The following is a 25,131-nucleotide window of genomic DNA, read 5'->3' on the forward strand; positions in this document are numbered from 1 at the left end:
GAATAGCTATGAAAAAGTTTATCATATATTTGATGGCAATTACGTCGCCTGCTTTGTTACTTCAGTGCAATTCGCTCGAAATGGAGCCGGAAAGTTCGATTACAGATGCCAATTATTGGAAAACAGAAGCGCATTTTTCTGCATTTAACACCGGATTGCATTCGTTGCTAAGAAAATACTCATACCACTACTTCTTGCTGGGTGAATCTCGCGCAAATTTGTACTGTGATGACAATCCATTTGGAGGAGAGGCCACACAAGGGATAGAACGGTTACCGTATAATACGCTAAACAAAGAAAATCCGGTCGTGTCTAACTTCGGAGGGCTATATGTTCCTATCGAACGATTGAACATGATGATTCGCAGAACAAGTGAGACGAATTTACTTACCGATGCGGACAAAAATTATTATTTGGGAGAAGCTTATGGGATGAGAGCTTATTTGTATTTTCATCTGTTGCGTTCGTGGGGAGATGTTGTTTTATCAACTGACCCAACAGATGGAGCAAGCCTGGATGTTTTCAATCTGGCAAAGGCTGCATCGCCGGCTGCTGATGTGATGAAGCAGATTAAAGCAGACATTGAGGCATCCGAGAAGGCTTTCGGAGATAATCACTCGTTTAAATACGGACGTCATTATTGGTCATTGCCGGCTACGTGGATGCTGAAAGGCGAAGTCTATCTGTGGAGTGGACGTCAGATGGGAGGCGGAAATGCCGACTATCAGGTTGCTCGTATGGCATTGGAACAAGTTGGAAAAGCTGATGTGGCTTTATCCGAAAAGTTTGAATCCGTATTTGCATTTTCTAATAAGAAAAATAAGGAGATTATTTTTACAATTCATAATCAAAAAGATGAGTTTTCTTTGTGGGATGACCGATATCGAATGAATATGCTTCCACAAGATGCGTATATGACCTTGTATTATGATGAAGAAGGCAAGCCTTATCAAAAAGAACCGGCATTGGAAAAATTGCGTGGTCTCATTCGTCTTCAGATTAATTACGACATGTATCAGAAGTTATTTCGTGATGAAGATTCCCGCAAACGTGCGACCTTAAAAGCTGTCTACAGTAAAGATAAAGACGATAATTTGAAGTATGTTGCACCATATGCCAATAAATTTAAAGGTACGTTAGTCGAAGGAAATTCTTCTTGCAGTATGCTGGATGATTATCCGATCTATCGTTACGCAGACTGCTTGCTAATGCTTGCTGAAGTAAAAGTCTTGCTCGGAGAAGACCCTGCGGAAGAAATTAACAAAGTGCGTGAACGTGCTTATGGAGCAAACTATTTTAAAGAAAACAAGGATAAGGTCGCATATCCGAACGATACGGATCCGGCAGTTTATACGAATAACAGATATGTTGGAAGTGACGCCGATGCACTGGAAGCTATTCTGAAAGAGCGTCTGCGAGAGTTTATGTTTGAAGGGAAGCGCTGGTATGATCTCCGTCTGTTGGGTGAACCTTACCTTTCTAAATACTCAAAGGCAAATGCTTCACGTCTACTATGGCCGATTAATGAGGATGTTTTAACAAATAACCCCCTGCTCAAGCAGACTCCGGGGTATGAATAATTAAACAAATAACAAGCCCAAAGGAAGTGCGATTCGAAAAAATATGCCTTTCTTTGGGCTTTCATGTAAAAATACCTGTCGTATGAAAAAGTTTTTTTGGATTATTGGTTTGTTTGCATCGATGCAGATGACACGCGCGGCGGACAGTGTTTACGTACAAAACCCACAGATCCCCATCCTCGTCGATCGGACGGACAATGTGCTGTTCCGTATCCGTATTCCTGACGCGACGAAAGGCGATGTGCTGAACCGGCTGACCATACGCTTCGGTAACGAAGACAAGCTGTCGGAGGTGAAAGCCGTTCGTCTGTTTTATGCCGGTACGGAAGCGGCCACAAAAGGCCGTTCCCGTTTTGCGCCGGTGACGTATGTCTCTTCGCACAATATTCGTAACACGCGTTCGGCCAACCCGTCCTATTCCATCCGGCAGGATGAAGTGACGACCGTTGCAAATACATTGACGCTGAAAACACGTCAGCCGATGGTGAAAGGCATCAACTATTTTTGGGTGAGTGTGGAGATGGATCGTAACACTTCGCTACTGTCGAAGCTCACCTCGACGGTGACGGAAGTGGTTATCAACGATAAGCCGGCCGTTATTGCCGGCGAACAGGCCGCTGTGCGCCGTATGGGGATCGGGGTGCGTCATGCGGGCGACGACGGATCAGCCTCTTTCCGTATTCCCGGATTAGTGACAACGAACAAAGGAACATTGCTCGGGGTCTATGATGTACGTTACAATAACAGTGTAGATTTACAGGAGCATATCGACGTGGGGCTGAGCCGCAGCACCGACAAAGGTCAGACATGGGAACCGATGCGCATTGCCATGTCGTTCGGTGAGACCGACGGATTACCGTCGGGGCAGAATGGAGTCGGCGATCCGTCCATCCTCGTCGATGAACGCACGAACACCGTCTGGGTTGTTGCCGCATGGACGCACGGGATGGGCAATGCGCGCGCATGGACCAATTCCATGCCCGGAATGACACCCGATGAAACAGCCCAACTGATGATGGTGAAAAGTACGGACGACGGCCGAACATGGAGCGAATCGACCAACATCACGTCTCAGGTGAAAGATCCTTCGTGGTGCTTCCTGCTGCAAGGTCCGGGAAGAGGAATCACAATGCGGGACGGCACGCTTGTCTTCCCGATCCAGTTTATCGACTCCCTACGTGTCCCTCACGCGGGTATTATGTACAGCAAAGACCGTGGAGAGACGTGGCATATCCATCAGCCGGCGCGTACCAACACGACGGAGGCGCAAGTGGCCGAGGTAGAGCCGGGCGTGCTCATGCTGAACATGCGTGACAATCGTGGCGGCAGCCGTGCCGTCAGCATTACACGCGACTTGGGAAAAAGTTGGACGGAACACTCGTCGAACCGCAGCGCCTTGCCGGAATCGATCTGTATGGCGAGCCTGATCAGCGTCAAAGCGAAAGATAACATCATCGGGAAAGACCTGTTGCTCTTCTCGAATCCCAACACGACGGAAGGACGCCATCACATCACCATCAAGGCGAGCCTCGACGGAGGTGTTACGTGGCTTCCTGCACATCAGGTACTTCTCGACGAAGAAGACGGATGGGGCTACTCGTGTCTGTCGATGATCGACCGCGAAACGGTCGGGATATTTTACGAATCGAGTGTGGCACACATGACCTTTCAGGCTGTTAAAATCAAAGACCTGATACGATGAAGCATCGTTTGTCTTTTCTTTTGGCCGCTTTTTCTTTTATAGCCTTGTCTGTAAGGAGCGAACTGCTCCCTTTGCCTCAGCAGATAAGCCGGTCGGACGAAGTATTTCTTTGTGAGGAAGTCGCTTTTCGTCTGCCGGAAGAGGTAAAAGGCATGGTGACGGAGTGGGCGGACGAATGGCAGGTCAAAGAAAAGACAAACGCTTCGCGACGCTTCGAGGTGCACTGGGTGACCGATATTCCCGAAGCGCTCCGCAACAAAGACGAAGCGTATACGCTGCATATCTCGCGTGAACACATACACATCGAGGCGATAAAGCCGCAGGGAGTCTATCGGGCGATGCAAACGCTTCGCCAACTGACGGAGCGCAGTGAACAGGGCATACGTGTGCGCGGCTGCCGGATCACCGACTGGCCGGCTTTCCGTATCCGCGGATGGATGCACGACGTCGGACGCTCATATATCTCGCTCGAAGAGCTGAAACGGGAGATCGCCATGTTGTCCCGTTACAAAATCAACACATTTCATTGGCATCTGACCGAAAATCAAGCATGGAGACTCGAAAGCAAACGCTATCCGGCACTTAACGACAGTGCCCATACGACGCGTATGCCGGGAAAATATTACACACACGAGGAAGCACGCGAACTGGTCGACTTCTGCCGGAAACATTTCGTGACCCTGATTCCCGAAATCGACATGCCCGGACATAGCGCCGCCTTTGAACGCGCTTTCGGTTGCGGTATGCAGAGCGAAAAGGGCATGAACATCTTGAAGACACTGATTGATGAAGCGTGTGAAGTCTTTGATGTGCCGTATCTGCATATCGGAACGGACGAAGTTGAGTTTACGAACCCTCTTTTTGTTCCCGAAATGGTGGCTTTTGTCCGTGCCAGAGGGAAAAAGGTTATTTCATGGAATCCGGGTTGGACGTATCAACCCGGCGAGATCGACATGACGCAGCTTTGGAGCTATCGCGGCAAGGCTCAGCAAGGCATACCGGCCATTGATTCGCGCTTTCATTACCTGAATCACTTCGATACGTTTGGAGATATCGTTGCGCTGTATAACAGCCGTATTTATAACGAAGAACAGGGCAGTGAAAACCTCGAGGGAGTCATTCTCGGCATCTGGAACGACCGTCTTCTGCCCGATGAACGGAGTATCATCCTCCAAAACGGCCTCTATCCAAACATGCTTGCCATAGCCGAACGCGCATGGCGGGGTGGGGGATTTGAATATTTCGACCGAAACGGTGTTATCCTTCCCGACGAACATTCCGAGCCGTTCAGAGCATTTGCCGATTTCGAACGACGGATGCTTTGGCACAAAGCTTATTATTTTAAAGGATATCCGTTCCCTTACGTCAGGCAAACGCATGTGAAATGGACCGTAACGGACGCTTTTCCGAACGGAGGCGACCTCTCGAAAAGATTTCCCCCCGAAGAAGAAATCCAAACAACGTATGAATATGAGGGTAAGACGTACGGAACGCATACCGTGACAGGCTCGGGTATCTACCTGCGCCATGTATGGGGCGATTGGGTGCCTGCGCTCTACGAACATCCGCAGGAAAATCATACCGCTTACGCCTATACGTGGGTTTACGCGCCGCAGGAGCAGGAAGCAGGCATGCGGATCGAGTTTCAGAACTACAGTCGTTCCGAACCCGACCTGCCTCCGCGTCAAGGTACGTGGGATTATCGCCAAAGCAGTATTCATCTGAACGGTAAAGAAATCATGCCGCCCGTCTGGACGGCTACGCATACTGAAAAAAGCAACGAGACGGCGCTGGGTAACGAGAACAGCGTGGCCCGTCCGCCGGTACGTGTCCGCCTTCGTAAAGGCTGGAATCATGTGTTTCTGAAACTGCCCGTCGGGCGGTTTACGACCCCCGAAGTGCGGCTCGTAAAATGGATGTTTACCGTTGCATTCGTCACCCCTGACGGAGAACAGGCGCTCGAAGGACTGATTTTTTCGCCCGAACCTAAATAACATATTAACGATATACAATGAAAAAATATTGGATAGGAATACTGTGGATGCTGACCTGTGTAAGTATGGGGTTGGCTCAGAAGACTGTGAAAGTGGCTTGTGTAGGAAACAGCGTTACCTACGGAACAGGCATCAAGAATCGTGAAACCGACTCGTATCCCGCGCAATTGCAGCGTTTGTTAGGCAAAGGATACGAGGTAGGCAGTTTCGGTAAACCGGGAGCGACGCTTTTAAATAAGGGTTTTCGCCCATACACGCAGCAGGAAGAATACAGAAGGGCGGTCGAGTTTGCGGGCGACCGGGTGATCATTCATTTGGGACTGAACGATACCGATCCGAAGGCATGGCCGAACTACAGGGATGAGTTTTTGCACGATTATCTGGCGTTGATCGATACGTTTCGCCGCGTCAATCCCGCATGCCGCATCTGGGTATGTCGGATGACGCCGATTGCGCACCGGCATCGCCGGTTTAAATCCGGTACGCGCGACTGGTACTGGATGATTCAGGAGAAAATCGAACAGGTGGCGCGATGGGCCGGCGTAGGACTGATCGATTTGCAGGAGCCGTTATACCATCGCCCCGATTTGTTGCCCGATGCTCTTCATCCCGATGAGGAAGGCGCGGGATTGCTGGCGAAGACCGTTTATCAGGCCGTGACAGGTGATTTCGGAGGACTGAAAATGCCTGCCGTCTATTCGGATAATATGGTCTTGCAGCGGGATCGCGCGTTAACGATCGAGGGGACGGCCGATGCGGGAGAGACCGTCACCGTAAGCATCGCGAAGCAGACGAAGACAGCCCGGACTCCTGATAACGGACGATGGACGGTTACGCTCGACCCTATGCCCGCGCAGACAGGACTCGTGCTTACCGTCGCGACGCCTTCGCGCAAACTTACTTACAGGCAGGTGGCCGTTGGTGAAGTGTGGCTTTGCTCCGGACAGTCGAACATGGCGTTCCGAACATCGGAAGCCGACGCCGCGGAACGTGCGAAGCTGCTCGATTTCGCGCGGAAGAATCCGCAGATACGCTTCTTCGACATGAAACCTCGCTGGCATACCGGCGCGTTGGCATGGAGCAAGACCGCGCTCGACTCGTTGAATCACCTGCAATATTACCACGACACCCGATGGGAACCGTGTAACGAACAGACGGCCGACCGTTTCTCGGCCATTGCCATGGCTTTCGGCCGTATGCTCTCCGATAGCCTCGGAGTACCCGTGGGCTTGATCTCGAATGCCGTAGGCGGATCACCGGCCGAGGCGTGGATCGACCGGAAAACGGTGGAATTTGAATTTCCCGACCTCTTATACGACTGGACGAAGAACGATTTCATACAAGACTGGGTGCGTGAGCGTGCAACGTTGAACCTCAAAGAAGCGACGATCCCGTTGCAGCGGCATCCTTACGAGCCTTGTTATCTGTTCGAAGCAGGCATCGCGCCATTGGCGCGTTATCCGCTCAAAGGAGTGCTGTGGTATCAAGGCGAATCGAACGCGCACAACTTGGAAGCATACAGTAAACTTTTTCCGATGCTGATAAACAGTTGGAGAAGCTATTGGAGAGAAACATTGCCTTTCTATTTTGTGCAATTATCGAGCCTGAACCGTCCGACTTGGGCGTGGTTTCGCGATACACAGCGCCGTTTGGCCGAAGAAATTCCGTCGTGCGAAATGGCGGTGAGCAGCGATCGCGGAGATTCGCTCGACGTGCATCCCAGACGCAAGACCGACGTCGGCGAACGGCTGGCACGCATCGCGTTGAACCGCAGTTACGGACAATCGTCCGTCATTCCTTCGGGACCTTCATTCCTTTCAGCCACATTTAGCGAGCAAGCTGTCTGGCTTTCGTTCCGGTACGCCGAAGGATTGACGACATCCGACGGAAAACCGTTGTGTACATTCGAATTGGCCGGCGAAGACGAACGTTTCTATCCGGCCGAGGCCGAAATTGTCGGGCATCGTCTCCGGCTACGTTCGCCGCAGGTATCACGTCCGCGGAAAGTACGTTACGGATGGCAGCCGTTTACGCGGGCCAACCTGATTAACGGAGCGGGATTGCCGGCTTCGACGTTTCAGGCTGTGATTGAATAAACAAGAGATGAACAAGATACATTATATCGTCTGTGTCGCGCTGGGGCTCGCGCTTTGGAGCGCGTGTCGGCACGGCGGCACGGACCAAAAAGAAGAAACGGAAATGATACAATGGAATCGTCTGCCCGATTTACCGGGCATGGAGGGGACAGCCTCGCTGGGCGTCTCCGCGCCTTTTACGGGAGTAACGGGAAACCGTCTGATTGTGGCCGGGGGATGCAACTTCCCCGATAAACCGGTGGCCGAAGGTGGCACCAAGCAATATTATGCCGAGATTTGGACGCTCGACTTGTCGGCCGACAGTGCCCAATGGACAAACGCGGGCGTGTTGCCTCATGCCGTGGCTTACGGCGCGAGCATCGGCACACCCTACGGAATCGTCTGTGCGGGAGGAAACGACAGCGAGTCCTCATTTACGGACGTCTTTTTACTTTCCGCGAACGACACCTCCGAAGCGTGTACTATCCGTCCTCTGCCGTCGCTTCCCGTGGCAATGGACAACTTCGCCGCGACGTATATGGACGGAAAAGTCTACGTAGCGGGAGGAAATGCGAACGGAACCCCGTCTCATGCCTTCTATTGCCTCGATCTTTCCATACGAACGGATTCCAGTCGATGGGAAAAACTCCCCGATTTTCCCGGAGCGGCGCGCGTACAGCCTGTTTTAGTGGCGCAACACTGCGGAAACGAGGAATATCGCCTCTATTTAGCCGGAGGATTTCAGCTCGGAACAACTGAGACTCCGCCCCAAATCCCTGACCAAGTCCTCGCATTCTCGCCTCGCACCGGAACATGGGAAACGGAAACCGTTCTGCCCCCTTTGAGCGACGGCAATCCACGCACACTGACCGGAGGATGCGCCGTAGCTTGCGGCGACAGCGCCGTGCTCTTCTTTGGCGGAGTAAATTATACGCGTTTCTTCGATGCGGTCGACCGCCCGCGCCAAATGGCTCTGGCCCGTGCCGCCAACGATACGCGACGGTTAGAGATATTGCAAAGCGAAGCGGCCGATTATCTCCGTCACCCGGTCGACTGGTACCGCTTCAACGACGAAGTGCTGCATTATGACGTGCGTTCACGTACCTGGACCAACCGAGGCGCTTACGAGGCCGTGGCACGTGCCGGAGCCGGCGCATTGTTCCACAATCATCGGTTGATTGTCCTAAACGGCGAAATCAAGCCCGGCATCCGTACGCCCCGTGTAAACATCGGCATGTTTTGAAAAACAGCAAAGGAAACCCGGGCTTGAGCACATTCTTCGCGTATCACCGTCCCGGATATCGAGCAGGCCAAAGAAATAGAAGTAGAGTTGAATCTCTTGTCTTTATGAGATAAAAACGAATAAGGAGTGAATAATTCAACAAATCATCGTTTTAAAGTCGTTTTTTCCTACATCGGTCATAGGGGAAAATTTTACGGACGACAGCAATGATAAAGAAAGAACCTATGGTAATGACTTTTCCATAGGTTCTTTTTCCCTTTCCTTGCGCTATTTATGACCGGCAGTACGCCTTGCCTTACGCCGGAAGAGACGCACGATATATTTTACTCCCAGCACCACCCCGCTCAATGATACGAACGCGCCGCCGAGCAGCAGCATCCACATCACCGTCGTCCACAATACGGGATGCTCCGTGAGGAACTTGAAGCGCAGCGCATGCAGAGCGGAATACATCCAGAAATGTGTCCGACGGCGTGTATTGTATTCGCGCAAACGGCCGTTGGACGGAGTGATGTAGTAACAGCTCCGGTCTTCATTCTCAACGCTGACTTTCCAGACGGGCAGCTCCAGTCGACGTTTACGGTCAAGGTAGTACGTGTCGTACTCATTAAGCTGTTCGGTGCGGATAACGGCGTCATCGCCGTGAATTCTACGCACGGCCTCGGTAGCCTGCGCTTCCGTCAGGGCAAGCGGTTGGGCGGTCGTGGCGTCAATCGTCAGCCGTTCGGCTCCTGAGAGCACAATTTCGTATGTAGGTAAGCCGAAAAAGTGCGACCAGCGTATCTCGATGGCACGTCCGTCGTATTGGGAGATCAGCGCCTTGTAATCGAGCGGATAAGCGGTGGGCGGCGGTGCCAGAGCTTCCATCGTCTGACGAACAGGATATTTTTGATGCTCCTTCACGAGCCATTCGGGCGGATCAGCCAGCGACATCATCCCGCTGAATACCCACGTCAGTGCAAAGAGGCCGAAGACGATCCCCGTCACGTGATGCCAGTAATACCATTTCTTCTTATACGGAAACCATTTCTTTTTCCGCCGGCGCGACTTCACACTGACGTAAATGCCCACATAAAGACCGGCTATGACCATGATCGCCCCGACGCCCGAAAGCCAAATAACCGTTTTGATCCACAATTCGCGGTCTTGCCTCAACAACGTAAAATAAACCCAGTGAGGCACTGCCCCGACCCATGCCCAAAACCGCTCGGAGCGCGTCGTATATTGCAATACCTCACCGCTGCGCGACGAGATGTACAGCTCGGTGCCGTCGTGATCGGCAAAATGAAACTTATAAATCGGGAACTCTTCCTTCAGCCGTCCGAAGGGTATCCACTGGTCTAAAGCATGCAGCGAATCGATCCGGCTGACGGGAGCACTGCACCAGAGCGCCGCCACGCGAGCGATATATGCTCCGTCGATAACCGGCAGTTGCTCGGCGCTGTCGGCCGGCAGACGAAACGTTTCTTTGCCGCTGCGAATCTCGTAAACGGTCTGTCCGAGGTAACGGCTGACCGACAGTTCGTCGATCGTACAAGTGTCGGGCAAGCGTCGCGCCAGCTCATCGACTGACGGTAGATCGGTGTCGAGCGGTTCCAGCTTAGCCGCTTTCTCATCGCGACTGGCCGAAGGAAATCCGTGATATATCATCACGATGCCCGATACGAACCACATGAGAAACAGGACGCTGAGCAACGTGCCCAGCACCCGGTGAATGGTAAACATGATACGTGAAAACATAATTCAATCAGAATCAATACAAAATAGGTAATAATACCAGAGATGAGACATAAACAGATATCTTACGATCCATATTCATCCGTAATATGGTTTTGCGTCCAAATACACGAACCGTATCGGACGGAATGGCAAAATCAGCGATATTGCGCTTGACAGTTAATACTTCCTTCACATAATTACCTTCCATAAACAATAAAGTACATACCGAATCAAAAAATACATTATTGCGTACTAACTTTGCTTTTTCTCTGCTGATATTTTTTTCTCGAAGTATTTCCTTATCATCTTGGTAAGGAGATATTATACATACAAAGTCCCAATCTCCCTGCCACAAAGTGTCCAATGTAAACAATTTTCCGGTCTCAATTTGCCGCAACCTATTTTCCAATCTAGTATCAGATGAATTTTGGCAATTGGCAGTAAAAATCAAAAACAATCCAAATAGAAAGAAAAGAGCAAGCTTATCCCTCGGTATCCTATAAATAGAATTTTTCATTTTAGTATAAACTAAGTTGCAATTCCCTATTATCTTTTCCGTTTAAAACGAATACGAGGCAGAAAGTAAGAAGTTACGCGGCATACTCGGCACAAACTGGTTACCGAGCGACTGATTGAAATAATCCTGATCGAACAGGTTGTTCACATTCAATCCCAAACGGACGTTATTTCTCATCCGGTACGAGAGGCCGGCATTAGCCAACCAATAAGCATCGAACTGTGTCGTATTGTCGGCATTACGGAAAACCTTATCCTGATAGGTCACATCGAAGTTTGCTCCCCAACCTTTCAACACCCCGTCGGCCACTTCATAGTCACCATAGACATAGAATGTATGTTTGGGAATGCGGGCATATTGTTTTCCTTTCAGACGGTAGCTTTCGAGGTACGGATTGTCGGCAACCTCGCGCACACGCGCATCGGTATAACCGTATCCGGCTGTGAGCGACATTCCGGCGATCGGCTTGTACGTCAACTCGACATCAAATCCTTTCGAGTCCATACGACCTACCTGCCCTACGATTGTCTTACTCAAAGTATCGCCTTTGATGATATCGCCTTTGTTACCCAACGTATATTGGATATTGTTTTTGTTGATATAGAACAGGCTGACATTCGCTTCGAGTTTCTCGGCCAGTGTGTAGCGTGCGCCTGCTTCGATCTGGAAGCCCTGCTCGGGATCGAATACTTTACCGTTTTTCGTAGGGAAAAATTCTTTACCGTGACGGTCGAAGTAGCGTACATTGTCGCGGTAGAAGCTGACAATCGGTTTGAAGTACGAACCGATCGAAGCATAGAGCGAAAGCTGCTCGACAGGCAGATAAACGGCACCGATACGATACGTAAGTGCCCCGGTCTTCACGCGATCAAAGAGCGTATCGGCCGGCATCTCGTAGCTGCGTTGCCCGTTGATGGTCGGCACACCGGCTGCGCGCTTGTAGCCGTACAAATCGTAACGTCCGGCCAATAGCACTTTCAGTTTGTCGCTGATTTCGACCAAGTCTTGCAGATAAAAACCATGCATATACGTGCGTGATACGTAAGCCTTTCCAAAATTTGTCTCCATCCAACCGATACTGTGCGGGTTACGCACGGTACCTCGTCCGGTCAGACCGGGTCCGTAGACATTCTTTCCCAAGTCGTAACCGCTGTATGAATCACGGATCAGGGTAATCAACGAATATCCCGCCAGATAATTGTGTTTGATGTTTCCGGTCGAAAACTTACCGTTCAGCTCCAACTGATTGTTGTACGTCTGTGCCATGTGCGAAAAGCGCAACGGAAAATCATAACGAAGCGAATCGAGCGAAATATAGACTTTCGTCTTACCTTTCATATAATAGTGGGGATAGATCGGCTTATCGCTCGTCAGATAGGCCAGGTCTTCGGTGCCGAAATAGTCGATATCGTCGTTCGTATACGAGAATTTATTCATCAGTTTGGCGGCATTGCTAAACGTATGTTTCCACATAAGCGAAGCGTTGAAGTTACGGTTATACATAAAATCCGATTCGCTGTTATAACGCGCCTTTCGGTCTAACCCCGGCAGCATATCCCCTTTGCTGAGGTACTTCGAGTTATCGGCCGTGTTATAAATATCGGCGGCCATCACATCGGGCAGACCGATTTCGGTCGGATAATAATCGCGGTGAGCAGCGATACGGATATCGAGCTCATCGGCCTGGGTCAGCTTGCCTCCCAAGACTACATAGCCCGACAAGCGCCTCATGGCATTATCGCGCCAGCCTTCCTGCGTCTGATAATTGAAATTCGCGAAGTAATTGAGCGGCCCTGCGAGTTTGCCTCCGAAACCGAGCGTCGTTTCCAGATTATAATAACTGCCGTAAGCGATACGTGCATCGACTTTTTGCTTTTCAGAAGGCGCCTTACGGACGATGTTTAGTACACCGCCCACGGCCGACTGTCCGTAAAGCACCGATGCGGGGCCTTTGAGCAGTTCGATGCTCTCGATCGACGAGAGATCCATGAACGGATACGAGTTGTTGATTGACGAACGTTCATCACGTACCCCGTCGACCATCACGATAGAGTGGTCGAAACCGCGGATTGAGATTTGTTGAAACGCTCCGTAGGAGGTTTGTACACGTACGCCGGGCAAGAAACGCACAGCGTCCTGAATATTGCGGATGCCTCGGTTTTCGAGCACCTTCGACGGCAAACTGTTGGTCGATACCGGCAGAAATGAAGCCGGCACATCGAGTTTCATCACGGAAACTTTCTTTTGCTGCGCCCCCGTTATCGAAACTTCGTCGAGATGAAAGATGGTGTCCTGAAAGTTCGTGTAACCTTTCTGATCCTGTGCCTGCACGGTACATAAAACACCGAAAAGCACAGTACATAACGTAATACTTTTGATTCTCATAAAAAAACTAATACGATTAAAAATAACTGTTTTCCTTTGCACCGATACAAACGGTTTTACAGGTTCTCTATTCGTCGTGCCGGTATTCGTACCCGGGCGTCGCATAAACCTTTTTCCTTTCTACAATGTCCGTCATCTTATGATGCAGACTGAAACGGATATGGTCGATAAAAACGGCACGGATACCTTCATATTCTCCCAATCCCTTCAATATCGTTTCTACCTGAAACCCTTTTGCTTCAAGCTGTTCCTTTATCTCGCCGGCAATATCATTCTTGGCATGGTCGCCGGCCACGAACATGAGCGGACATAATACCACACGTTCGGCTCCGCTCTTCCCGATCCGTGCTTCGGTATCGGAAAGCATCGGGTAGCCTTCGAGCGTCACGACGAAATGATGCTCGTGGCCTTCGACATTCATCACATCACCCAGCATGGCGTACTGTGCCGTGGCCGGTATATACGTTCCATGTCCGACCCATACGACAGCACGGCCTTCAGAAGGCACAGTGCCGAGCGTTGCGGCTACCGCCCGGTAATCTTCGGGCGTATACAGCAACGGCGTCCCTACGCGGATATCCTTAAAATCGCCCGATACGCCGGCTACCTCACGGCGCAGGGCTTCCATCTCCACGCCTTCGATCAGCGTCGTAGGCTGTACGATCACGTGCGTGTAACCGTGTCTTTTCAACCAGTCGAGCTCTTCGAGCGGCGTCTTTTTCGCAATGTCTCTTTTGGCGAGACGTTGAATCACCGTGCGCGACGTATACGCTTCACGCACCTTAAAATCGGGAAACGTTTCCTGCACCTGTGCCGTCAAACGGTCGATCGTCAGGGTGCGTGTGTCGTCGTGCGTGGTACCGAAATAAACCATTACGATCGCCGCCTTGTCGTTTGCCGACATCGTTTTCAGCATGTCCGAGTGAACGAAGTTTCGTCCTTCGTGTGCCTTGCATATACTCATTACCATAAGCATCCCCATCCATAAATATGTTTTCATCATCTTTCTTATTTTATAAGTGAAAAATTAAAAGTTAAAAACGAAAAGTGAAAAGCTAAAAATCAAAGGTTCCCCTTAACCATTGACAATTAACCATTATCTCCTCTTCATCTTCCGCCGAAGATATTTTACACCCAACCAGATACCGGACAACGACACATACGCTCCGCCAAGGCACAGCGTCCAGATGGCGATGGTCCACAAGACCGGACGTTCCACTAACCAATGAATATTCAGATAATGCAATCCGCTGAACACCCACTTTTTGGCTTTGCGGGCACGGTTCAAATAACGAAACTCGCCCGTCGCCGGATCGACATAATAGACGCTGCGATCCGCATTATCGACCTCCACTTTATATACAGGCAAGGGCAACCGACCGCTTCGCGAGAGGTAATACTCTTCGTATGCGTCGATAAGCGAAACCGTGAGTTCCGCCTCTTCACCATGGATATGACGTACGGCCTGCGTAATCTGCTTATCCGTCAGACTCAGCTCTTTCACGTCTGTACCCGAGGCGTCGATGCTGACCGTAAGGTCGGCCGTTTGCACCTCATAGACGGGCACATCGCGGAAATGCGACCATTCGACCGTTTTCAGCCCGGGATAAGCCTCCGCGAGAAGGCGGTAATCGAGCGCATAACGTTCGACCGGAAGCGGACGCCCCCGAAACTTCGTGTCGCTGACGCGATAGTCGCCATGCGTCTTGATGACCCACTGCGGAATACGCTGCAAAGCCATCGCGCCGCTGAAGGCAAACGTAACGAGAAAGACGCCGAAAATCAGTCCGCTGATATGATGCCACTTATACCAGTGTTTCTTATACGGACTGCCGAATTTACCGCGCGACTTGTAGCGCTTATATAAAATGTATATGCCGGCATACAACCCCGACAGGGCGGCAATCAGCGCAATAATCCCGCCGATGGTGAGCGACCAGACCCATGCGTCGGTATGTTGGCGAAGCACAGGCAGGTAGAACTTATGCGGAATAGCTCCGATATACGCCCAGAACCGCTGACGGGCGGTGGTGAACTGCAACACTTCTCCCGTGCGGGAAGCGATATACAGCTCATGCTTTTCGGCATCGTCGTAATAAAATTTGCAGATCGGCATCTCGCTCAGGTAGCGCGAATACATGATCCAGATGTCACGTTTATGCAACGTATCGACACGCACAGGATCGGCATCGACCCACCTCCGTACTACGGCATCGATCGTCTCGCGCGTAACGGGCATGACCGTCTGCAACGTATCGGCGCAACGCACATAGGCGCTGTCTGCCGTCTCGATGGTCAAGAGCGTCTGCCCCTGAAACTGACGCACACCGACAGCCTCAATGTTTGAGACCGGCTCCGGCAGACGCGCCAGCACGGCCTCCACATCAGGCAATGAAGAAGGCAACGACTCCATCCGTTCGCGCAACTGTTGCCCGGTCACATTCGGGAACGGGTGATAAATCAGTACCAGCCCCGACACGAACCACATAAAAAAGAATACGCAGACGATCGTCCCGAATATCCGGTGAACGGAAAAGAAAAATGCCCTTACCTTCTTCATTTCAATACCGTTTTTATTTATCTTTCAATGCCACGATACGACCGAACAGGTAGCCTTTGGCAATTGTCAGGCCTTTCGTTACCTCTCCCGTTTTGATATCGTAGATATAAACACAAGGCAGCTCATTTTCGGGATTCACCCCGATATACGCCTTGTCGCCCAGCACAATGGAACGCTGCGAGAACGTACCGCTGCTGTAAGGCAGCACTTTGCCATCGTGCTTGATCTCTTCCACTTTGTCGGTCTTCAAGTCGAGGACGGCGTAGTAGCAGTTATAGTCTTCTCCCCAGCCTTTCGCTTTCGTATGTTCCGGATCCTGAATGTAGAGCAACGCTTTTTCATTACCCAGATAATCGACCGTTACGATTTTGCCTTTCGGATAATTATACCCTTTGTAGCTCTTGTCGAAGTCGGTCTCACCTTTCTTAATACGTAACAATGCTCCATATTGTTGGGTGTTGCTCGTTGCCCCTTTCAGTACGCTGTTGCAGGCCAAGTAGTAGTCGCCTTCGGGCGTAAAGAAACTCTTGCTCTGCAAAAGTTCGCCATAAGCCGTTCCGGCCATAAACTCGGCACGGTCTTCCATCACGGTCTTCTCTACCGACATATCGGCCGGGTTAATAAAAGCCATGTAAAAACGTACCTTATCGTTATTATCCAGATACGAATACAGGATTTTCCCGTCGCTCTTTCTGAAGCCGGCAATACCCGATGTGCTGAATTTACCCGGTTTACCGGCTTTGCCCGGCAATTTCGGCAACTTCAGTTCGCCTTCGGCAATGATCTTCATCTGGTCCGTATTCACCTTGATCCAGATCACTTTATCGGCCTTTCCGTTAGCAGCCATCAACACCAGCGTATGGTCATCGATCCACGCATGCGTATATTTGCGGCCTTTCAACGTATTCTTCTGAAACGGAAACTCTGCAATAGTTTGCACGTCCTTTCCCGTAATCCGGTACTTTCCAAAACGGTTTTCCCCTTTCGGCACCTGATAGTAATAAGCTCCTTTGATAATGGCTTCCTGATACAGTTTAGCCGTTACGTCGGCTCCGGTATTCACAAAATGAATCTGCTCCTTTGTGTCGAGCGATTTCGTGTTTTGCACCAATAAAGTTCCGGCAGACCCCATACCGGCATTCTTGCCGATCGATACCCAAACATCGAAATGCGAATCAAACAGCGGATCGATGATCTTCGGATCGGGTTTGTCATCCTCACACGCCGTAAAAGCTACGCCGGCCAATGCGGCCAGCAGCATCCATACATAAAATCGAATAGTTTTCATTGTCCTTGTTAATATAATTAGTTAATAAATATTCTGAATTTGCAAAAGAACGACCGGCCGGGCTTCTGCAGCTTAAAATTATCGTAAGCCAAACGATCGAACAGGTTGTTACAGGTAACAGACACATTGTATTTGTCGTTATCGAACGATAGCGAAAGCGATACGTTGTGCTGATATTGCGAAGGAATACGCGACTTGCTCGCAAGGCTGCCGTATCCTTCCCACGTCAGGAAAAACCAATGCACATACTCGAAGTTATAACCTGCACGCAGAATACTCTTTTTCAGCAGAAAATCGCGCTTCTTCACGTTCACCTCCACGTTACCGAACAGCCACGGCCGATTCGGCACACGGTTTTTGTATGTAATCATCTCCTTGCCGTCGGGGTAATAGCGCGTCATGCTGCGGGCGTCTTCATAACTGCCGTTGGCAATCACCTGCAACCAATCGTCGTACGTATATCTTATTTCGCCCTCAATGCCTTTAATGGCTACGCTGGCCACATTGCCGTACTGGCTCAGCCCTTCGGCCTCGGAGATCACGGCGCGGATATAGTCTTTCACATCGCGGAAAAAGCCGTTCACTTCGTAAAACAGCTGATGACCGGGCGCGGGGTTCAGCGTACCGAACAGTCCGAGGTTGTAATTGTCGCTGCTTTCGGGCTTCAGCTGCAGGTTGGCATAGACGGTCGTACCGTTGCCGAGCAACTCGCGTGCCAGCGGCAGACGCATGCTGTGTTCGTACGAAGCCTTGAGCGACAGCCCTTCGCCGAAACCATAGCGCATAGCCAGTCCGTAGCCGGTATAGTTTTTCGTCGAAGCGCCCTGCTTCTCGCGCGAGCCGGTAATCCACGGCAAATCCTGCTGGGTGACATTCAAATAATTCGTATAATTCTTCACAAATAACGAGTTCTGCCAACGATCGTTCACGAGACGCTGATTATACGAAAGCCCCAGAATATGCTTCGTAAAGATATCGTTCGACGGATCAAAGTCGGTATCGATCTCGTCGTATCGTTCATTGCCCGTGCGGTTCATCAAATAGTTTAGGTTAAGACCGTGACGCGCGTCAATGCGGTAATCGAACCCGGTGCGCACGGTCGTCAGCGGCCGTTTGTTATGCCGGCGTGTACGGTCGCGCCCCGTAATCTCGTTGCGCGACGATTCGATGTAAGCGCCGTCCCAGTTGTATTTGCGGAATGCCGTGTCGGTCGTCAGCGCATGGTCCCACGTATGCGACAGGGAAAGGTTGGCTTTGAGGCCGGGCAGCAGAAAATCATTCTTCATATACCGCGCCGAGATGTTCCATGCTTCGGATTCGCGCTCGGCCTTACCGTACACGATGCTTTGAATCGAACCGGTCTGCAGCTGCTTGTGTACGGACGAGAACGATCCCGAAAGGAAAAATTCATCAGCCCACCGGCGATGCGTAACACCGGCTTCAAGCTGTGTCAGTACCGAGAAATAATCGTCATGGAAACGCTTGCGGTCGAACGGTCGGAACCGTCGCTCGGCCTCGTCCCACAGCTCGACGCCTTTCATCAGATAATCGTTCTTTGAATAATTAATTCCGGCTACGGGACGGATCACGATGCCGCTCTTCGGCATCACATACTGCCCGAACATATCGGCTTTATGTGTATGAAACGACCCGATGCCGTACGACACGTCAAGGTAGTTCTTCCGTTCCTTTCGGGTGATGACGTTAATGGCGCCTCCCAAGGCATCGCCTCCCAAATGCGAAGGCACTACTCCCTTGTAGATCTCTACCCGGTCGATGATATTGACCGGCAAGTTGGCCAGCGATATGCCGCGCCCTTTCGCGCTCATCGGCACTCCGTCGATAAAGTAACGCACGGAATTGCCCGAAAGGCCATTGACCGACAGTTCGAAATCGGAACCTACCCCACCTTCTTCACGCACTTTGACGCCCATGGTGCGGTTGACGATCGTATTCAGACTGTGGATCGTATTGGTAAGCGGCCTCATATCAAGGGCATTGGCGGCATATGCTCCCTCTCTGACCTGTTGGGACTGCGTCTTGCCGTAAACCTCGACAGCTTTTAAAACAACCGTGTTTTCTTCGAGCATAAAATCCTGCTTCGTGTTTTTTCGGATGTTCAGTTCCTTTCTCTCGGTTTTATATCCGACCGAAGATACGGCAACGATATGCTTCCCGGCCGACAACTCCAAGGTATAATGTCCCTTGTCGTCGGTAAATGCCCCCAGCGATGTATGTTCAATCGCAACGGTTGCCATCGATACGGGATGTCCTGTCGCATCGGTGACGGCTCCGGACAACACATACTTATTCTGCGCCACCGCTTCCGTACCGAACAGACATAAACATAATGCAAACGACAGGATCAACTTCATCATAAAACTGATAAACAATAACCTAAACATACCTGCAAAGCAGCATGGCTACTTGCAGGCTTCTCACCCTATGGTCGAAACTAAAAAATCATTCGATTCCAATCACGCTGTTCTTGCCCCCGAGAACATGTTCGTCTTTTATGCTTGGCAGGTTTCCTGACTACACCCCGAAAAGCGACCTTCCCGTCAATGACGACAGTGGTGTAAGTTTGCTTTTCCTCTTCACGGGTTCCACAGTAGCGGGCACTGTTCCGGACTCCGACCGGATTCCCTTTTATGCGAACGGCAGAATGACCGACGTATCACCAAAACAGCTGCAAAATTAAGCATTTATTTCGATATTTCCGCTATAAATTCTTTTTTTACGGCTTTAAACGGCACTGTTATTGTTAATCTACATTACTTTATTCCAATCAATCCTGATTGCGTAAAACCTTGTCTGTATTTTGTGGCGTGATGCTTTTTTAGCAAATCCTATGTAATTGTTTGAAAATAAACAAATCATCCGATAATATAAAATCGTTAAAATTTTTACAAGCAGATGATTTTCAATAATTTTATAGTTTGTAAAGTTTACAGCGGATGGCCTTGTAGAATCCTTGAAATTTTATTGTTGAAGAAAATGAAAATTGTAACGTATCTTTGCGCGAAAATTAATGCAGAAAATACAATGAATCCGATGATGAAATTTCCTTCAGAGAAAACAAACAAACAATGCGTTTTTTTTCGATCTGCTCTCTTTTTTTTGACCATCCTGTCGGTTATATCGTGCCGCTCTTCTCCACCTCAATATTACGAAGAGAGCGGAACGGTTTTTCATACGCTCTATCAGATTAAATACGAATCGTCCGTGTTGTTGACCGAAAAAATCGACGCGGAGTTTCAGGCCTTTAATCTCTCTCTGAACCCTTTTAATCCCCACTCGATATTGGCCAAAGTAAATCGAAACGAAGAGGTGGAGATTGACGATCGGTTCATAACCGTTTTTAACAAGGCCATGGAAGTATCTGTGCACTCCGATGGAGCTTTCGATGCAACAGCTGCTCCGTTGATCAATCTGTGGGGCTTTGGATTTGAACAAAAAGACAGTGTATCGCAACCCGTTATCGATAGCTTGTTAACGTTTGTCGGCTACCGAAAAATACGTCTCGAAAGCCGGCGTGTGATCAAGGAAGACCCGCGTATCCAGCTTAATTTCTCCGCCCTTGCCAAAGGGTATGCCTGCGACGTGATTGCTGCACTGCTTGAACGTGAGGGAGTAGAAAATTATATGGTCGATATCGGTGGCGAAGTTACCTCCAAAGGATTGAATCCCAAAGGAGAATGCTGGCGTATCGGTATCAGTAAGCCTGAAGACGATACGACAGGGATTAAAAATGACATCGGCCAGGTGGTAGCGCTTTGCGGTAAGAGAGGGATGGCTACGTCAGGCAATTACCGTAATTTTTATATCAAAGGAGGCAAGAAATACGCCCATACGATTGATCCCCGCACCGGCTATCCTTCGGAGCAAACGATCCTGAGTGCATCGATCATTGCGCCTGACTGCATGACGGCAGATGCATATGCCACGGCGTTTATGGCGATGGGCGTAGAAGCAGCTCTCCGCATGGCCGAAACACTTCGGGATATCGAATATTATGTGATTTATTCGGACGAGGCAGGACAAAACCGGATCCAATATTCCGGCGGCATGCATTCGGCTATGGTAAAGCCTTAAAAAGAAAAAATCCCAGACTCACGTCTCGGATTCCTCGCATAAACCATTTATATACCACTAAAAAGACTTTATTATGAAATATTATGTCTGTGGATGCAAAGATAAGCACGAGACAGGTGGTTCTACAAGTTTTCAGGCCGCTATTGGACGAAGAAGCCGTCTTTCTTATCAAACGAATGGGTTTTAGGGTATAAAATGCGAGGGATGGACCCGAGCCTGAAAAAAAGATGGAGAAAGAAAGCTAAAACAACAAACGCCACGTTTCGCTCTTCCCAAACGGAAAAACGAAACGTGGCGGTTGGATAGCCGGTTATCCCGACATGTGGCATATTGGAGTGTTTGTGCTAATTCTTCTGGTCCGTAAAATATTCGGGATATTTCAGGTCGTTAATAATAGTTCCACCCCGCAGACGGATATACGTACGAAAACCTTTGACCCCTTCCGTCAGTTCAATGATGCGGGCTCCATTCGGTTTGAGGTTGTTGTAAACCGTATTTCCACCGCTATAGCGTCCGAAAGCCAGCAGAATGCCATGCCACTGAACGGCGTAATCATTGTCATGATCATGTCCGACAAACACCCCTTCGATATCTTTCATCTCTTTCATCGCCACAAACATGCCCGAATTGAGTTTCGGAGATGAAGCGGCTTCCATACGTGTTCCGCAGAAGTGTGCATGCTCGTCCGAAGAGGCCTGATTAAACTCGGGAAACGGGATATGGAAGAAAGCCAACGAGGGGATGGGAATACCTCCGTTGGCACGTGTAAAAGACTCGCTTTGTGCGCGATACCAAGCAATTTGATCCGCTCTGATATAATCGTATCCCTTCACGTCTTCGAGTTTCGAATAGGCATTCGAGTCGAAGCAATACAGCAGTTCGGCCGTTTTTCCGGTCGTAGCCGAGAGAATCGGCAAGATAAAGTTCGTCACGCCATGGATACCTTCGGTCGTAGCTGTCAAGTTGTAAGGTATGCTTTGAATCACCGTAAACAGTTCTTCACGGGTCATGTCAAACTCGTCATCATGATTGCCATACGTTACGGCAAAAGGAATCTTTCGTTCGGAGACAGGCTTCAACACAGCCCGCATACAAGTTTCGGCCGGCTTGCCATAAATCACGTCGCCGGTGATGATGACGAAGTCCGGATTCTCGGCATCAAGCGTCTCAACGATATTTTCCAATGAACCGGCCGAGCGCGGATCGCCCTCGATATAATGCACATCGGAAAATTGAACGATCTTGAATTTTTTGTCTGCATTGAACTTTAAAGCCGGTTGCTGTGCGGAAAGAAGCATTCCTCCTCCCACATACAACAAACTTGTCCAAAGTGTTTTTTTCCAGTTTTTCATACGCTATGTTATTATTAAATTAAGATGAATAAATTTGTTCATGTCGATAAGAAAGATCGGCGTACAAAGATATGAAAAAATTGCAGAGAAAGAATCTCGACATCTTCCGCCGCTTTCTTTTTTTTGCTGAGATTGATTTTTTGCGTACATTTCGCCCTGAAAACTCATGATTCGTTTGAGCAGAAGATACGTATGAAGTCAAAGAAAGCATTTATACAATCGTTCCTTTTTTTCGCCGTTACGGCTGCGATTATCGCTTATTTTTTTCCGCGTGAAGGGAAATTCCCTTATCAGTTCCATGAAGGTAAGCCGTGGAGGTATGACCTGCTGACAGCACCGAACGACTTTCCAATCTACAAGAGCGATCAGGAAATCAAGGCTGAAAAAGACAGCATCAGGGCGCGTTTCGAACCGTATTTCCGGTTGAAAGAAGATGTATCGAAAACGGTGTTGGAAAACCTGAAAAACGATTACCTCTCACAACATACGATGAGCACTCCGTTATGGCAATACCTCAACCGTCAGATACAACAGCTTTATGAACAAGGTATCGTAGCCACTCCGGAGCTCGAGAAACTGGCTTCGGAAAATCGTACGCGAATAAACGTGCTGAAGAAAAACGTGGCTGTTGGAAGGAATGTCAGTGACTTATATTCGGCCAAAACAGCTTACAAAAAAATTATGAAGAACGCTCCCGAGCCGATGGATAAAGACGAACTGTGGTCGAGCAATTTCGAACAGTATCTGGAGCCCAACCTCACGTATGATGTGAAAACATCGGACAATGTGCTGAACAAGAGGTTGCACGACGTCTCCCTCTCCATCGGGATGGTGCAAGCAGGCGAGCGAATCGTTGACCGGGGGGAGGTGGTGGATGCCAAAACGTACAACATCCTCCGCTCCCTGAAAATCATCCACGAAACAAAATCGGGTGGCAGCCGCCGATATGGCACGATATGGGCAGGTCAGCTCGTGCTCATCTTTGGTATCTTACTCTGTTGTGCATTCTATTTTATCTCATTTCATCCCGAGATTTTCTTTCGGCGCAACAATAACATCTTTATTCAGATATGTATACTGGTGCCTTGTCTGTTGACCGAGATATGCCTCAAATACGACCTGATCAATATTTATATCCTGCCGTTTGCCATCGTCCCGATCGTAGTTCGTACGTTCTTCGACTCGCACACGGCGCTCTTCACGCATCTGATCACGGTACTGCTTTGTTCACTCATCGCCCCGTTTCCACACGAATTTCTGATGCTGCAAACTATTGCAGGTATTGTTTTTATGGTCAGTCTGAAAGAATTGACGCAGCGTTCGCAACTGATCCGGTGCGCTTTTTTCATCTCTCTTGCTTATGTGTTGTGTTACTTGGGGCTTGCGCTCTATCAGGAAGGGGATCTGAACAAAATCAATTGGCAGATGATGCCTTTCTTTGGCATCAGCTTTATTCTGCTGATGTTCTCGTACGTATTGATATACATGCTCGAGAAACTTTTCGGTTTCGTTTCCCCCATCACGCTGGTTGAACTGTCGAACATCAACACGCCGCTGCTCAAGAGACTTTCGGAAACGTGTCCCGGCACATTTCAACACTCCCTGCAAGTCTCTATTCTGGCCTCGGCGGCAGGCGCCAAGATCGGCGCAGATACCCAACTGATACGTACCGGTGCGCTATATCATGACATCGGGAAGATGACAAACCCTGCATTTTTCACCGAGAACCAGCACAAGCAGGTGAATCCACACCTCAAGTTGTCGTACGAAGAAAGTGCACAGATCATCATCAGCCACGTGACAGAAGGCGTTAAGATGGCTGAAAAAGCCATGCTCCCACGTGCCGTCATCCATTTCATCCAAACACACCACGGACGCGGCAAAACGAAATATTTCTACAATTCATACAAAAATGCTTATCCCGATCAGCCCGTTGACGAAGCGAAATTCACCTATCCCGGACCCAACCCGTTTACGAAAGAAACAGCCATCCTGATGATGGCCGACTCGATCGAAGCGGCATCGCGCAGCCTTAACGAATATACGGATGAGCATATCGAAACACTCGTCCATAAAATTATCGACAGTCAGATCAACGACGGCCTGTTGCACAATGCTCCTTTGACATTTAAGGATATCGATACCGTCAAAGCTACATTCATCGACAAGCTCAAAACAATGTATCACACCCGTATCAGCTATCCGGAGTTAAAATAACGACTTTTTGTCGGGGAGAGAAAAAGGGCTCATTTCTCCCTAAATCTGCAAAATGCATTGATCGCAACTCCGGATGTCGGTATGAGAGTCGTGAAGACAGGTGAGGCCTATGAAGTACGAAACTTTGTTCGTGAAATAAAATCCGCCGAAAGAAGTGAGTTTATCAGATATTATGATTATCTTTGCCATAGGTCAGCATCTCTTGATGAGCAACCTCAATAACAACGATCTTGCAGATCTGCTTGTTCGATGGTTTGAAGAAAACGGATTGATATTGAAAGGAAATGCATTGTAAACGCTAAAAAATGGGATATATGAGACGGCAAAAATGGATGATGTGAATGGTGTTTCTTGTTTTGCCGCTGATGCTTACGGTATTGCAAGTCGAAGCGGGAGAACATTGG

15 protein-coding genes and 1 riboswitch are annotated in these 25,131 nt (G+C 49.5%); of the genes, 7 read left to right on the forward strand and 8 right to left on the reverse strand.

Annotation, left to right across the window (positions count from 1 at the left end; genetic code table 11):
• The first annotated feature begins 8 nt into the window (after window positions 1-8).
• From nanU to BFO_RS09620, 5 genes are all read left to right on the forward strand, one after another.
• The gene (gene nanU / locus BFO_RS09600; RefSeq protein ID WP_014225509.1) at window positions 9-1,580 is read left to right on the forward strand and encodes a SusD family outer membrane lipoprotein NanU; all 1,572 of its coding nucleotides are present in this window, start codon (window positions 9-11) and stop codon (window positions 1,578-1,580) included.
• An 82-nt stretch (window positions 1,581-1,662) separates the two neighbouring features.
• Entirely contained in the window at window positions 1,663-3,282 is a 1,620-nt protein-coding gene (locus BFO_RS09605) for a sialidase family protein (RefSeq protein WP_014225510.1), read from the forward strand.
• Window positions 3,279-5,276 (forward strand): family 20 glycosylhydrolase, encoded by a 1,998-nt coding sequence (locus BFO_RS09610; RefSeq protein WP_014225511.1) that lies wholly within the window; start codon window positions 3,279-3,281, stop codon window positions 5,274-5,276. The genes BFO_RS09605 and BFO_RS09610 overlap by 4 nt, the downstream gene beginning before the upstream one ends.
• A 17-nt stretch (window positions 5,277-5,293) precedes the next feature.
• Complete coding sequence (locus tag BFO_RS09615) at window positions 5,294-7,372, forward strand: GDSL-type esterase/lipase family protein (RefSeq protein ID WP_014225512.1); 2,079 nt, start codon at window positions 5,294-5,296, stop codon at window positions 7,370-7,372.
• A 7-nt stretch (window positions 7,373-7,379) separates the two neighbouring features.
• Window positions 7,380-8,594, forward strand: a complete 1,215-nt coding sequence (locus BFO_RS09620) for a cyclically-permuted mutarotase family protein (RefSeq protein WP_014225513.1) — start codon at window positions 7,380-7,382, stop codon at window positions 8,592-8,594.
• Window positions 8,595-8,861: 267 nt separating this feature from the next.
• Here BFO_RS09620 and BFO_RS09625 read toward each other — a convergent pair whose 3' ends face one another.
• The 7 genes from BFO_RS09625 to BFO_RS09655 form a co-directional block, all read right to left on the reverse strand.
• Window positions 8,862-10,337, reverse strand: a complete 1,476-nt coding sequence (locus BFO_RS09625) for a PepSY domain-containing protein (RefSeq protein WP_052299269.1) — start codon at window positions 10,335-10,337, stop codon at window positions 8,862-8,864.
• A 10-nt stretch (window positions 10,338-10,347) separates the two neighbouring features.
• Window positions 10,348-10,830 (reverse strand): hypothetical protein, encoded by a 483-nt coding sequence (locus BFO_RS09630; RefSeq protein WP_041590850.1) that lies wholly within the window; start codon window positions 10,828-10,830, stop codon window positions 10,348-10,350.
• Between the two features lie 42 nt (window positions 10,831-10,872).
• The gene (locus BFO_RS09635) at window positions 10,873-13,209 is read right to left on the reverse strand and encodes a TonB-dependent receptor (protein WP_041591272.1); all 2,337 of its coding nucleotides are present in this window, start codon (window positions 13,207-13,209) and stop codon (window positions 10,873-10,875) included.
• Between the two features lie 73 nt (window positions 13,210-13,282).
• Window positions 13,283-14,218 (reverse strand): sirohydrochlorin cobaltochelatase, encoded by a 936-nt coding sequence (locus BFO_RS09640; RefSeq protein ID WP_014225517.1) that lies wholly within the window; start codon window positions 14,216-14,218, stop codon window positions 13,283-13,285.
• A 93-nt stretch (window positions 14,219-14,311) separates the two neighbouring features.
• Window positions 14,312-15,775 carry a PepSY domain-containing protein gene (locus BFO_RS09645; RefSeq protein WP_014225518.1) on the reverse strand — a complete coding sequence of 488 codons (1,464 nt, stop codon included), beginning with the start codon at window positions 15,773-15,775 and terminating at the stop codon, window positions 14,312-14,314.
• Between the two features lie 13 nt (window positions 15,776-15,788).
• Complete coding sequence (locus tag BFO_RS09650) at window positions 15,789-17,063, reverse strand: hypothetical protein (RefSeq protein ID WP_014225519.1); 1,275 nt, start codon at window positions 17,061-17,063, stop codon at window positions 15,789-15,791.
• Window positions 17,064-17,080: 17 nt separating this feature from the next.
• Window positions 17,081-19,441 (reverse strand): TonB-dependent receptor, encoded by a 2,361-nt coding sequence (locus BFO_RS09655; protein WP_014225520.1) that lies wholly within the window; start codon window positions 19,439-19,441, stop codon window positions 17,081-17,083.
• A gap of 126 nt (window positions 19,442-19,567) precedes the next feature.
• Window positions 19,568-19,763: riboswitch (cobalamin riboswitch) on the reverse strand.
• Between the two features lie 354 nt (window positions 19,764-20,117).
• Between BFO_RS09655 and BFO_RS09660 the strand changes: the two genes are divergently transcribed.
• Window positions 20,118-21,158, forward strand: a complete 1,041-nt coding sequence (locus BFO_RS09660; RefSeq protein ID WP_231964085.1) for an FAD:protein FMN transferase — start codon at window positions 20,118-20,120, stop codon at window positions 21,156-21,158.
• Between the two features lie 344 nt (window positions 21,159-21,502).
• Here BFO_RS09660 and BFO_RS09665 read toward each other — a convergent pair whose 3' ends face one another.
• Window positions 21,503-22,510, reverse strand: a complete 1,008-nt coding sequence (locus BFO_RS09665; protein WP_014225524.1) for a metallophosphoesterase family protein — start codon at window positions 22,508-22,510, stop codon at window positions 21,503-21,505.
• 192 nt (window positions 22,511-22,702) lie between these two features.
• On the opposite strand from BFO_RS09665, the gene BFO_RS09670 reads away from it, so the two are divergent.
• Window positions 22,703-24,727, forward strand: a complete 2,025-nt coding sequence (locus BFO_RS09670; RefSeq protein ID WP_014225526.1) for an HD family phosphohydrolase — start codon at window positions 22,703-22,705, stop codon at window positions 24,725-24,727.
• The last annotated feature ends 404 nt before the right edge of the window (window positions 24,728-25,131 follow it).

Source organism: Tannerella forsythia 92A2 (assembly GCF_000238215.1).
Taxonomy (GTDB): Bacteria; Bacteroidota; Bacteroidia; order Bacteroidales; family Tannerellaceae; genus Tannerella; species Tannerella forsythia.